The organism is Streptomyces sp. NPDC002690 (genome assembly GCF_053592415.1).
Genome location: NZ_JBSFVR010000227.1, coordinates 1 through 12,183 on the forward strand (window position 1 = coordinate 1; position 12,183 = coordinate 12,183).

Annotated in this window: 9 protein-coding genes and 4 pseudogenes; 6 read left to right on the plus strand and 7 right to left on the minus strand. The window is 71.1% G+C overall.

Features of this window, described 5'->3' with window-relative positions:
• Positions 1 to 89 precede the first annotated feature (89 nt).
• Positions 90 to 326, plus strand: a pseudogene (locus ACWD3D_RS24660) (allophanate hydrolase subunit 2 family protein); the annotation flags it as partial.
• A gap of 166 nt (positions 327 to 492) precedes the next feature.
• Positions 493 to 1,182, plus strand: coding sequence for a copper homeostasis protein CutC (locus tag ACWD3D_RS24665; protein ID WP_451462984.1), 690 nt, complete (start codon positions 493 to 495; stop codon positions 1,180 to 1,182).
• A gap of 204 nt (positions 1,183 to 1,386) precedes the next feature.
• On the opposite strand, the gene ACWD3D_RS24670 is transcribed toward ACWD3D_RS24665, so the two are convergent.
• The 3 genes and pseudogenes from ACWD3D_RS24670 to ACWD3D_RS24680 form a co-directional block, all read right to left on the minus strand.
• Entirely contained in the window at positions 1,387 to 2,145 is a 759-nt protein-coding gene (locus tag ACWD3D_RS24670; RefSeq protein WP_451462992.1) for a recombinase family protein, read from the minus strand.
• Between the two features lie 118 nt (positions 2,146 to 2,263).
• Positions 2,264 to 2,395: pseudogene (locus ACWD3D_RS24675) on the minus strand (zinc finger domain-containing protein); the annotation flags it as partial.
• Positions 2,396 to 2,547: 152 nt separating this feature from the next.
• A complete protein-coding gene (locus tag ACWD3D_RS24680; protein WP_451462985.1) occupies positions 2,548 to 3,126 on the minus strand; it encodes a TetR/AcrR family transcriptional regulator in 579 nt (192 codons plus the stop codon).
• Positions 3,127 to 3,224: 98 nt separating this feature from the next.
• Here ACWD3D_RS24680 and ACWD3D_RS24685 point away from each other — a divergent pair, with 98 nt between their 5' ends.
• Positions 3,225 to 4,172, plus strand: a complete 948-nt coding sequence (locus ACWD3D_RS24685) for an NmrA/HSCARG family protein (protein ID WP_451462986.1) — start codon at positions 3,225 to 3,227, stop codon at positions 4,170 to 4,172.
• Positions 4,169 to 5,050 (plus strand): LLM class flavin-dependent oxidoreductase, encoded by an 882-nt coding sequence (locus ACWD3D_RS24690; protein ID WP_451462987.1) that lies wholly within the window; start codon positions 4,169 to 4,171, stop codon positions 5,048 to 5,050. The genes ACWD3D_RS24685 and ACWD3D_RS24690 overlap by 4 nt, the downstream gene beginning before the upstream one ends.
• Positions 5,051 to 5,366: 316 nt before the next feature.
• On the opposite strand, the pseudogene ACWD3D_RS24695 reads toward ACWD3D_RS24690, so the two are convergent.
• The 3 genes and pseudogenes from ACWD3D_RS24695 to ACWD3D_RS24705 all read right to left on the minus strand — a co-directional run.
• A pseudogene (locus tag ACWD3D_RS24695) lies at positions 5,367 to 6,278 on the minus strand (transposase); the annotation flags it as partial.
• Positions 6,279 to 6,349: 71 nt separating this feature from the next.
• Positions 6,350 to 6,457 (minus strand): annotated as a pseudogene (locus tag ACWD3D_RS24700) (hypothetical protein); the annotation flags it as partial.
• Positions 6,458 to 6,707: 250 nt separating this feature from the next.
• Positions 6,708 to 8,828 carry a HelD family protein gene (locus ACWD3D_RS24705; protein ID WP_451462988.1) on the minus strand — a complete coding sequence of 707 codons (2,121 nt, stop codon included), beginning with the start codon at positions 8,826 to 8,828 and terminating at the stop codon, positions 6,708 to 6,710.
• Between the two features lie 444 nt (positions 8,829 to 9,272).
• Here ACWD3D_RS24705 and ACWD3D_RS24710 point away from each other — a divergent pair, with 444 nt between their 5' ends.
• Positions 9,273 to 9,461, plus strand: coding sequence for a hypothetical protein (locus ACWD3D_RS24710; protein ID WP_451462989.1), 189 nt, complete (start codon positions 9,273 to 9,275; stop codon positions 9,459 to 9,461).
• Between the two features lie 115 nt (positions 9,462 to 9,576).
• Positions 9,577 to 10,044 (plus strand): hypothetical protein, encoded by a 468-nt coding sequence (locus ACWD3D_RS24715; RefSeq protein ID WP_451462990.1) that lies wholly within the window; start codon positions 9,577 to 9,579, stop codon positions 10,042 to 10,044.
• Between the two features lie 64 nt (positions 10,045 to 10,108).
• Here ACWD3D_RS24715 and ACWD3D_RS24720 read toward each other — a convergent pair whose 3' ends face one another.
• Positions 10,109 to 11,806, minus strand: a complete 1,698-nt coding sequence (locus ACWD3D_RS24720; protein WP_451462991.1) for a DNA repair helicase XPB — start codon at positions 11,804 to 11,806, stop codon at positions 10,109 to 10,111.
• Positions 11,807 to 12,183 lie beyond the last annotated feature (377 nt).

Consider the following 12,183-nt stretch of genomic DNA (forward strand, 5'->3'; position numbering starts at 1 on the left):
TGATCAATTCCAATGCGTCGGCGAAACTTCCGTCGACCGTGTGATCGATCTCCGAACGCATGGAACAAAGCACGGCTTCCCGAATCCGGCAAAACCCCGCACTGGAACGGGCCCCCGGCGTCGGTGGGACCCCCGGCGGCGAACTCCCCAGCGAGGGCATGGTGCTCGGCGCGGTCCAGGTCCCGCCGGACGGCCGCCCGGTGGTGTTCCTGCACGACCACCCGACGACCGGTGGCTACCCGGTCGTCGGGGTCGTCCTGGCGCACGCCCTGGCGGCGGCGGCCCAGGCGGTCCCGGGGACCCCGATCCGGTTCGTACGCGTATGAGGTGACCAGGCACGACCCAGTCGCGCCTTGGTCACCCGCAAGGACCCCGGAGGGCTGCGCGGTCGCGCGAACGACCGTAGGCTTGGATATTGGCCTAGACCTCTTGACGTCGATTCGGACCGGTCCGATCCGGTCGGGTGGGCGTCGACCCGAGAAGTGGGGACACATGAGCAACCGCGCAGTCCTGGAGGTGATCGCGCTCGACGCCCAGGACGCGGTCGCGGCCCAGGCGGGTGGAGCCGACCGGCTCGAACTGGTCACCGACATGGCCGCCGACGGCCTCACCCCGTCCCGGGAGACCTTCGCGGCCATCCGGGCGGCCGTCGACATCCCGCTGCGCGTGATGCTCCGGCAGGAGGACGGGTTCGCCACCGGTGACATCGACCGCCTCCTCGGGCGGCTCGGCGAGCTGCGGGAGGCGGGAGCCGACCAGTTCGTGTTCGGGTTCCTGGACCGGGACGGCCACGCGGACCTGGTCGCCGTCGAACGGCTCGTCGCCGAGCTGGACGGCTGCCCGTGGACGTTCCACCGCGCGATCGACCGGGCCACCGATCGGGGTTCGCTGCGCAAGCAGCTCGCGGACCTGCCCGGACTCGACACGTACCTGACGGCGGGCGCGGCGACCGGGGTCGACGACGGCGTACCGACCCTGCTGGACGAGGCCTCCCGCTCGAACGAACCGGGTTACGAGCCGCAGATCCTGGTCGGCGGCGGCCTCCGCCTCGAACACCTGCCCAGCCTGCGGGCGGCCGGACTCGACGCCTTCCACATCGGTGGCGCCGCCCGCCCGCACGGCTGGACCGGTCCGGTGGACGAGGCTGCCGTACGCACCTGGCGCGAGGCCGTCGACGCGTAAGGGTTGTCCCGCAATTCCTGGCGGGTGCGCGACGACAGCTACGGCACCTCGCCGCGTTGTCGGAACGTCCGCATACATCCAGTATGCGGACGCCCCTCCGCCTTGCGACGCACCGCATCTGACGTCGCGCACTGATCCACCACGCCTTGCGGGACGGCCCTGTTCTCCCGAAGCTACGGCGAAGTGACAAGTAGCTCTCCGTGATCAGAGTGGCGCTCGGTCAGAGAGCGCGAGACGGGGTCCGGGGACTTCGCCGGACTGGAGGGCGGCGAAGTCGGCGTGGGCCTGCTCGACGGCTTCGGGGTATGCCTCGCGCTTGGCGTGCTCGGCGAGCGCCCGGTAGATGCTGGCGACGGACGGGCTCTGTCCCTTGCGCTTGCCGGTGGGGATGATGAGGTCGGGCTGGATCTGTTCCACGGACTCGCCGTTCGCCCGGCGTCGCAGCACGGTGTGCAGCATGTCGTCAGTGATGACCGGCGGCCGGCCGCCGTGCTTGCCCTTGCGGGCCGCGGTGTCGAGCCCTTCGAGCGTGGACTCCCGAATGTTCTCCCGCTCGTTCTCCGCCATGGCGGCGAAGAACGCGAACAGCAGCTTGCCCGGGCCGGTGGGGTCGTAGATGCCGGACAGGGGCCCGGCGAGCATCTCCAGGACCAGGCCGTGGGCAGTGAGGTGGTCGGCGAGCGCGGTGAGTTCGGCGGCGTCGCGGCCGAGGCGCTTCATCCCGTACACAGTGAAGATGACCCGGCAGTGCGGGGCGTGCGCCTTGACCTCCCGCGCGGTCCTCAGCGCCTCCTCGAACCGGGGGCGGACCCGCACCCGGGTACTGATCTTCTCGCTGAAGATCTTGTCCCTCGGGATGCCGTGCTTGCTGAGCGCGTCGAGCTGCGAGTCGAGTTCCTGCCCGAGGGTCGAGCAGCGCGCGTATCCGATGCGGATGTCCGCGCTCGGCAGGTCCGGGTCGATCGGCGCCGGCGGCGGGGGTGCCCGGCCGCCACGGTCGACCCGGGCCGCGGTCGGCCGGGGTGGGCACCCGCAGCGCCTTCTTCAGTCGGGGCACCATGGTGAAGCGGCGGGTGTGGTAGGCGGAGGCGACCGCGCTGCCGCGCGAGCGGCACGGCGAGCCGGGCTGTGCGTCACACTTCGGACAGGCGTGCTGCTCGACGGCGTCGGCGTCCGACCGGTCGAGCGGCGAGGGCTGCTGAGGGCCCGTCATGGACCCGGATTTTCGCACAATGCAAGTCTCACAAGGGAGTCAGTCCCGCTTTCGAGTGAGAACGGGTTCTGAGAACGAATCCGGGTTCGACGAGGGTCTGGCGACTTGCGATTGATCTTGCTCGCGCAAAGGACCGTTTGTGAGGACCGGGGTCAGCGTGTGCGTACGCCGTCGATGGTGATCGACAGCAAGAGGTCGGCCTCGGCCGGGCCGTCGATCTCCCGCTCGGTGGCCAGCGCGATGGCGCCGACGAGCTTGAGCAGTTGGGCGATGGTGATCCCGGCGCGCACGGCGTCTGCTGCTTGGGCGCGCGCAAGGAGGGCGTCTCCGGCAGTGGTGATCATTTCGTGGCAGGTTTCGCCAAGCGCCGGGTCTCCGTCCCGCATCAGCGAAGACCCCAGGCCCCGGTTGGCCACGGCGTGCGCGCCAACGGCGTGAAGCCAAGTGGTCAGCGCCTGGCCCGGGTCGGGTTCGGTGAGGAGGTCGTTCGCCTTCGCGCACAGGGCCTCCACCCGGTCCTTGAAGACCGCCTCCAGGAGCGCCTGCCGGGAGGGGAAGTGGCGGTGCAGGGTGGCCGAGCCGACTCCGGCGCTCCGGGCGACCTCCTCCAGGGAGGCGTCGGCGCCGTGCTCGGCGATCAGGGCCCCGGCGGCGGCGACGATCTTCTCGGCATTGCGGCGGGCGTCGGCGCGCATCGGCCGGGCGGGCGGGGTGGTGGCGTCCTTGGGCACGGGCACTCCTGATGGCTTGATAAACGGGGTGGCCCTCCATATTGTAACGAAGGAGAAACGGAGGGCCGCCCCACTTGCGGGGCTGGCTTCCCCTCCGCATGGACACGATGGAGATGATCGTGAAGCTGACGAAGAAGACCGTCGTGGTGGCGGGTGCGACCGGCCTGCAGGGCAGGGCCGTGACACATCACCTGCTCCGTGACGGCTGGCAGGTGCGCGCACTGACGCGCGACCCGAACGGGCCGCAGGCCACAGCGCTGGCGCAGGCCGGCGCACAGGTAATCCGCGCGCGGATGGAGGACGTCGACTCTCTGATCGCTGCGGCCGAGGGCGCCTGGGGTCTGTTCAGCGTCCAGCCCACCGTCGGCTCGCCCGGCACCGCCCCGGACTTCACCGCCGACGACGAGGTCCGCTGGGGAGCAAACGTCGCCGAGGCCGCGCACGCCGCGGGCATCGGGCACTTCGTCTTCACCTCGGTCGCCGAAGCGGACCGGCACCTTGAGGAGAAGCTGCCGGTGAATTTGGTCAGCAAGTGGCGGATCGAGCGGCACGTCGCCGCGCTCGGCCTGCCCGCGACGATCCTGAGGCCAGTGTCCTTCATGGAGAACTTCACCGGCGGATACGCGCTGCGGAACGGGAACCTGTCCACCGGGCTTGCTCCGGAGGTCCCCCAGCAGATCATGGCCGTCGACGATGTCGGCGCCGTCACCGCGCTGGCGTTCTCCCAGCCGAAGGAGTGGATCGGCCGGGCTGTCTCTCTGGCCGGGGACGAACTCACGCCGGTTCAGGTCGCCGCGGCGATCGGGAAGGCACTTGGCATACCGCTGCCCTACGTTCAAATTCCGATCGACGTGATCCGGGCCCTGAGCGAAGACTTCGCCTACGCCAACGAGTGGCTCAACGAACACGGCTACCGCGCGGACATCCCCGCCACCCGGGAGATCCACCCCGGCACGATGGACTTCAGCACTTGGCTGGAGCGCACCGGCGCGTCCCAGATCGCCGCGTTCCTCGACTCCGCGCGCACCGCCGGGCAGGACGCATGAGCGCCCGCACTCACGGCCTCGGGCGCGTCGGGATCTGGGCGGCGGACTTCGACCACCTCTCCGCACCCGAGGTTCGTAAGGCTGCCGCCGCGGTCGAGGACCTCGGCTTCGGCACTCTGTGGTTCCCCGAGATCACGGGACGGGAGGCCATGGCGCAGGCCGCGATCCTCCTGGCGGCCACCCGGCACATCACCGTGGCCTCCGGCATGACCGACATCTACGCCCGCGACCCAGTCACGGCCGCCGCCGCGCAGCGCACCCTGGAGGAGGCATACCCCGGAAGGTTTCTGCTCGGTCTGTGGGAGAGCCACGCCAGCCTGGCCCAGGGCGTCCGCGGCCACCGTTCCGGCCCGGCTCTGGCCACCATGCGTACCTACCTCGACGCGCTGGATAACGCCCCGTTCGGGCCACCCGACACGGTCGCCTCACCGAACCGCGTACTCGCCGCCCTAGACCCTGGCATGCTCGCCCTCGCCGCCGAACGCGCCCGGGGCGCAACAGTGCTGGGCATGCCCGCCGAGTACACCCGAGCAGCCAGAGCCGTCCTCGAAGACGACGGCCTCTTGACCATCACACAGCTCTGCGTGCTCAGCCACGACCACGCTGACACCGCCGACCTGGCCCGCACCACAGCCGCGGCCGCCCTGCCGAACCGCCGCGACCTGCTGCGTGGACTTGGACATGAGAACCCGGACGCGCTTGACAGCCGGCTGGTCGACGCGCTGGTGGCCCACGGCCGCGCCGAGGACATCGCCCACCGCGTCCAAGAGCACTTCGACGCCGGGGCCGACCACGTCAGCCTCCACCTTGTGACCACCACACCCGACTCCCCGCCCGTACGGCAGTGGGAGCAACTCGCCGTGCACCTACCCGTCTGACCCGGCACACCCGCGTAGGACACGGCACGAGCGCGGCGCCCTGAAAACCGTGCGCGGCTGGTTCGGGATCGCTTGCGATCCAGCCGCCCGCCAGCGACGCCCGGGGTGCAGGTCTTCAGGATGCCGACCCGGCCGCACCGTCCGCCGCCGGTTCGGCAGCGCGCGTATCGGGCGCGGTGCGGGGGCCGGGCATCATGGACGCCGCGGCAGTGAGGTCGAGATGGGAGTTCATGTCCAGCTCGAACCGGCCGTAGGGGTTCACGTGGGTCCAGAACAGCGGGGACAGGGCCCGCCGGTCGGCATCGGTGAGCCGCTTCTACCACTTCTCCTCGCTCAGGATGTCCTGGAGGAGCAGGGTGTTGACGTGCACCAACGCCGACTGGAGCAAGTGCAGCGCGAGCATCGAGACCTCCTGGGACTCCTTGTCGGAGCCGGTCAGGTCGCCGTCCTTGCCGTAGAACAGGTCGTGGTTGGCGCTGTTCCAGTTCTCCACGACCTGGAGACCGTCGTTGATCTCGCGCCGCAGATTGGCGTCGGCTAGGTAGTCGCAGATGAACGCCGTACGCACCGCCCGCCCGAGTTCCTCAATCGCCCGGTACGTCGGATGCTTGGGCCCACCTCGGGTGAAGCGCCGCAGGACCTGCTCGGCCTCGGCGGTGCCCAGGCGCAGGGCGGTGGTGTACTTCACGATCTGGTCGTACTGCTGGCGGATCAGGTCCCAGTCGATCGTCTTGGTCGACAGCACCGGCGCCAGGTGCGGCCACTTCTCGTCCTCCCCGGCCGCCGGCCGGTACAGCCGCGCGGAGCCGACGTTCTTCAGCCTGGGGAGCAGGTTGAAGCCGAGCATGTGGGCGAAGGCGAACCCGACGATGGAGGCGCCGTGCGTGTCGGTGTACTGCCGGTCGATCTCCACGTCCGTGCAGTGCCGCAGCACGCCCTCGATCATCGCGGCGTCCTCGGAAGCCGAACAGGACTTCAGCTGGCTGTAGACGCACAGCGACTTCTTCTCGACGTGCCAGTAGATCATCACGCCGGGCCCGCGGTACCGCTGGTGCCACTCGGTCATGAAGTTCGAGCTCCAAGAGCCGAACTTCTTGGAGTCGCTCGCGCAGGCGGTGCCCTCGCCCCACCATGCCGCGTCGCGGGCGGCGAAGGTGGCGTTGACCAGCCGCACCAGCGCCGCGCGCAGGTTGGTCCGGTTGACGAACAGGTGCCGTACGCGGCGCAGGACGGCCTCGCTCTCGCCACGTACGACACCGCTGGCACCGGGATCTCCCCAGCGTCTTCCGGGAACCGGGCCTCCACCTCGAAGAACTTCAGCAACAGCGCGAACCCCAACCGGTTCGCCCCCGATTTGTTCCGCAGCCGCTCCTGGTCCTCCTCCAGCAGCGTCCAGACCTCGATCAGGTCCTCCGGCTCCTACTCCTGCCGCACCCCGGTCTCCCTCCGGTCGTCATGACCAGACCAACCTCGCCGAGCAGGTCCCCCGGTGAGCCCAGTAGATCGAAAACTCTGACAAGCCCACCCCTGATCCGCTACAGAGAGCTACTTGTCACTTCGCCGTAGCTTCGGGAGAACAGAGCCGGGACAACCCTCAGGCACCCGGGCAGGCGGTGTCCGCGCGGGGCGACCCGGCACGGACACCGCCCGCGGTCCCTCAGGCGGCCAGCGCCTCGGGCAGCGGCGCCGCGTGCACCACGGTGAGGCCGGACACCGCGCGGGTCAGCGCCACGTACAGCCGGCGCAGTCCGGTGCGCTCGTCGGGCTCGCCGTCGACCACGGCCGCGGGCTCGTCCAGCACCACGTAGTCGTACTCCAAGCCCTTCGCCAGCGAGGCGGGGACCAGCGTCAGCCGGGACTCGGCGCTCGTCTCCTCACCCGGCGACAGCACCGCGTGCCCGGCCGCCGCCAGTGCCTCGGCCAGCGCGGGGACCCGGGCGTCGGCGGCGATCAGGCCGATCGAGCCCTCCTGCTCCAGCGCCTCCTCGCAGGCGGCGACCGCCGCCGCGACCAGTGCTTCGGCACCGTCCACCGGACGTACCGCCAGCGAACCGGGCGACTCACGCACCGACTCGACCGGTGCGAGGCCGGGGGCGATCGAGGGCAGCAGCCGGGAGGCGTACGCGATCACCTCGCGCGGCACACGGAAGCCCGCCGTCAGCTCCTCCACGTGCGCGTCCCGCTTGCCCAGGTGTCCGAGCGCGTCCGCCCAGCTCCGCGTCGACCAGGGGGTGGTGCCCTGCGCGAGGTCGCCCAGCACGGTCGCCGAACCCGTCGAGCAGCGGCGCCCCACCGCCCGGTACTGCATCGGGGACAGGTCCTGCGCCTCGTCGAGCACCACATGGCCGAGCGAGTGCGTACGCTCCACCAGATCGCGGGCCTCGTCGATCAGCACCGCGTCCGCAGTCGACCACTTCGCCGACTTCACACTGCGGGCCGGCTTCGTCCAGACCACCGCCTTCTGCTCGTCCTCGGTGAGCAGCCCTTCCGCGTGAGCGGCCAGGAACTCCGGGTCGGAGAGCAGCCGCAGCACCAGCTTCGCCGGATCGACGGCGGGCCAGACCGCCTTGACCGCCGCCTTCACGGCGGGCGTACGGGCCACCGCGTTCTGCACCCGGTCGTCCGGTGCCTCCCCGGCCTCCTCCATCCGCACCAGCACCCGGTGCGCGATCCGCTGCGGCAGCGCCTCGTGCGCGGCGCCGTACCGCATGTCGCGGGCGAGCAGCTCCTCGACCAGCTCCTCCACCTCGTACGCCGGAACCCGCCAGCGGCGCGAACCGCGCACCACCACGACCTCCTCGGCAGGCGGGGTGACGTGCGAGCGGATCGCCCGCCGCAGCACCTCGGCCATCCGCGCGTCGCCCTTCACGAGGGCGGCGGACGCCTCGTCCGTGCCGCGCACCTCGACGTCCTTGGTGACCAGGTCCTCCACGGTCGCCTGCTGCACCTCCATCTCACCGAGGGCGGGCAGCACCTGTTCGATGTAGTGGAGGAACGAGCGGTTCGGCCCGATGACGAGCGTGCCCGTGCGGGCCAGCCGGTCCCGGTGCGCGTACAGCAGATACGCGACACGGTGCAGGCCCACCGCGGTCTTTCCGGTACCGGGGCCTCCCTGCACACAGATCGTGCCGCCCAGCTCACTACGGACGATCTCGTCCTGCTCCGGCTGGATCGTCGCGACGATGTCCCGCATCGGCCCCACGCGCGGCCGTTCGATCTCCGCCTGGAGCAGCTTGCTGGTGGTGCCGGACCCCGCGGCCTCGGCGGACTCCGCGGAGACCGTCAGGTCCTCGTCCTCGTACGCGGTCAGCTCGCCGCCGGTGTAGCCGAAGCGGCGGCGCAGCCCCACGTCCTGCGGGTCCAGGCGGGACGCCTGGTAGAACGCCTGCGAGACCGGCGCACGCCAGTCGATGACCATCGGGTCGCCGTGGGCGTCGTGGACGTGACGCCGGCCGATGTAGAACCGCTCGCCCTCCGCGCCCTCGGCGAGCTCACCGCCGACGGGGTGCTGGAAGTCGAGCCGGCCGAAGAAGAGCGGGGTGTGCGAGAGGTCGGCGAGTGCCTTGATGCGCTCGTCGATCTGCGCCTGGAGCACGGCGGCGTTCACCCAGTTGGCGGTGACGTCGCGGATGTCGAGGGCCTGGACGTCCTCGCGCATGACGCGCAGGGCCGTCCGGGACGCGGCGAGGTGTCCCCGCTCGCGGGCCAGCGGATCGGTGATCCGATCGGTGGGGGGATCGGTGGGGGTGCCACTTTCTGCGGTGTGCGGCGCGGACACGGGTATGGCCTCCGGCAGTTCGACGCGGGACGACGGCCGCACGGCGCTGAAGGGCGCACGGCCGGGTCCCGGTGGGCGGATCACGAGGGGCACGCGCGAGGGCGCGCGTGCCGGCCGCGCACGCGGTGGCGCGCACGGCGGTCGGCCGGTTTCCGTCCGGTCGGCGGCACTCCCCCGGCTGCCGGCGGACGAGGCCGGTACCACGGTGCGGGAGGGCGGGGCAGACCGGCGATTGTATCCACGCTCCGGGGCACGGACGAACCGGATACTTTTCGGGGCCGCAGGGCCTGCCGCACGGAGACGCTGCTCCGGGCCGGGGCCGCCCGGCTGTCGTCCTGGCCGCCGCCCGGCTGTCGTCTTGGCAGCCGTGCTGGCTGTCGTCTTGGCCGCCGTCCTGGCCGCCGTCCTGGCCCGTACGCGGGAGGAAGGAGCACCCTGGTAGGCATGAGTACCGCGATCCTGAATCCCCGCAGGACCGGCCCCGCGCACGGCGCGACCGCGGCCACCGGTCACCTCCGGCCCCACCTCCTCGGCGACGCCCTGCGCGCCGTCCGCGTCTACGTCACCACCGCTTTCGACGTCGCGGTCCGGGGGGAGTACGCCGTCGGCTCCGGCATCCGCCGCGCCCGGTGAGTACGCCCGGTGCCCGGTGGGTGCGGATGTGGCCGCGCACGGTGAGTACCAGTCCGGGCGCGGGATGAGTACGGAACCGGAGTTATCTGATCCGGTTCTGCGGTGGGCTGGGCGTATGCCCTACCGCCGCAGCCGTTCTCGTACCGCCGCCCGTGCCGCCGCCCGTGCCGCCACGCTCCGGTCCGGCCGGAGCGCCCGCGCCCCGTACCTCCTCCCCGGTGGCCGCCGGTTCGGGCCCGCCCCGACCGGCTCCGGCCCCGCACCACGCTGGGCCGTGCCCGCCGTCGCCACCGTCCTGCTCCCGTACCTGGTGCCCGTGGTGACGGGCCTGCTCTGGATCGCCCTGCTCGCCGGTGCCGCCTGCGGTCCGGTCTGCGAGCCCGCCGTGCGCGGACCGCTGAACGTGGTGACCCTCGGCTACCGGCTCAGCCACACCGTGACGCCGGCCGCGCTCGTACTCTGCTGGCTGCTGGCGATCCGCCGCTCGTGGTCCGCCGCCCGCTGGATCGCCGCCGGGCTCGCGTACGTACCGCCCGCGATGATCGCCCTGGGCGTCATGCTGCTGTTCGCGCCCCGGCCCTGACCGCACGCGAACGGCGGGCGGCCCCGGCCATTGGACCCGGGCGCCCGCCGCTCGTAGCTCGTACTCAGTTCTCGGTGTCGTCCGCGGTCTCGGTGCTCCCGGTGTCCCCGGTGTTCCCGGTGTTCTCCGTGAGTAGCTCGTCCGCGTCCACGATCCGGTACGCGTACCCCTGCTCGGCCAGGAACCGCTGCCGGTGCGCGGCGAAGTCCTGGTCGATGGTGTCGCGGGCGACCACCGAGTAGAAGCGGGCCTCGTGCCCGTCCGCCTTCGGCCGCAGCACCCGGCCGAGGCGCTGCGCCTCCTCCTGGCGGGAGCCGAACGTACCCGACACCTGGATGGCGACGGTGGCTTCCGGCAGGTCGATGGAGAAGTTCGCGACCTTGGAGACGACCAGCACGCTGATCTCGCCCTGGCGGAACGACTCGAAGAGCTTCTCGCGCTGCGAGTTCGGCGTCTCGCCCTTGATGACGGGTGCGTTCAGGTGCTCGCCCAGCTCGTCCAGCTGGTCGATGTACTGCCCGATGACGAGCGTCTGCTCGCCCGCGTGCTTGCGCACCAGCGCCTCGGTGACCTTCCGCTTGGTGACGGTGGTCGCGCAGAAGCGGTACTTCTCCTCGGGCTCGGCCGTGGCGTACGCGAGCCGCTCGTGGTCGGTCAGGTTGACCCGTACCTCCACGCAGTCGGCGGGCGCGATGTAGCCCTGCGCCTCGATCTCCTTCCACGGGGCGTCGAACCGCTTCGGGCCGATGAGCGAGAACACGTCCGACTCCCGCCCGTCCTCGCGGACCAGCGTGGCGGTCAGGCCGAGGCGGCGGCGGGCCTGGAGGTCGGCGGTGAACTTGAAGACCGGTGCGGGCAGCAGGTGCACCTCGTCGTAGATCACCAGACCCCAGTCGCGGGAGTCGAAGAGCTCCAGGTGCGCGTACACGCCCTTACGGCGCGTGGTGAGCACCTGGTACGTGGCGATGGTGACCGGGCGGATCTCCTTGCGGGTACCGCTGTACTCGCCGATCTCCTCCTCGGTCAGCGAGGTGCGCTTGATCAGCTCGTGCTTCCACTGCCGGGCGGAGACCGTGTTGGTCACCAGGATCAGCGTGGTGGCCTTCGCCTCGGCCATCGCACCGGCTCCGACCAGCGTCTTTCCGGCACCACAGGGGAGCACGACGACACCCGAGCCACCGTGCCAGAACCCGTCGACGGCCTGCCGCTGGTACGGACGCAGCGACCAGCCGTCCTGGGCCAGCTCGATCGGGTGCGCCTCGCCGTCGACGTACCCGGCGAGGTCCTCCGCCGGCCAGCCGAGCTTCAGCAGCGTCTGCTTGATCTGCCCGCGCTCCGAGGGGTGCACGGCGACCGTGTCCGGGTCGAGGCGCGCCCCGACCAGCGGGGTGATCTTCTTCGACCGCAGCACCTCTTCGAGGACCGGCCGGTCGGTGCTGGTCAGCACGAGGCCGTGCACCGGGTGCTTGGACAGGGTGAGACGGCCGTACCGCGCCATCGTCTCGGCGATGTCGACCAGCAGTGCGTGCGGCACGGGGTAGCGGGAGTACTCCACCAGCGCGTCGACGACCTGCTCGGCGTCGTGCCCGGCGGCGCGGGCGTTCCACAGCCCGAGCGGGGTCACGCGGTAGGTGTGGATGTGCTCGGGTGCGCGCTCCAGCTCGGCGAAGGGCGCGATCACCCTCCGGCACGCGTCCGCCAGCTCGTGGTCGACTTCCAGCAGAAGTGTCTTGTCGCTCTGGACGATGAGGGGTCCGGTCACTCGCTGCGGCCCTTTCTCCGGGGTACGGCCGCGCATGCGGCCAAACGTCCAGTGTGCCGCATCACCGCGCCTTGTGGGGTGGCGGTGGGTGTGAGGTGCGGGGCGCGCGGTGCGGGAATGCGCGGGGCGTCGCGTCGCGGTGCTCAGGTCCGGGCGGGTGGCCTCGGTCAACTCGCCCCACACCGTCGACGGTACGCGGAACGGCGGCCGGGGTTCGGCGTGAGCCTGACAGTGACCTCGTCCGGGTGAAAGGGCTAGTCATTGTCGTTCAGGGCCTTGTATCGTCGGAATCCGACGATGACCCGCTGGTGCACACCTGCGCGCTGACGTACGCGAGCGACATGACGCTGCTGGACGCCGTCCGCCTCCCGGTGGAG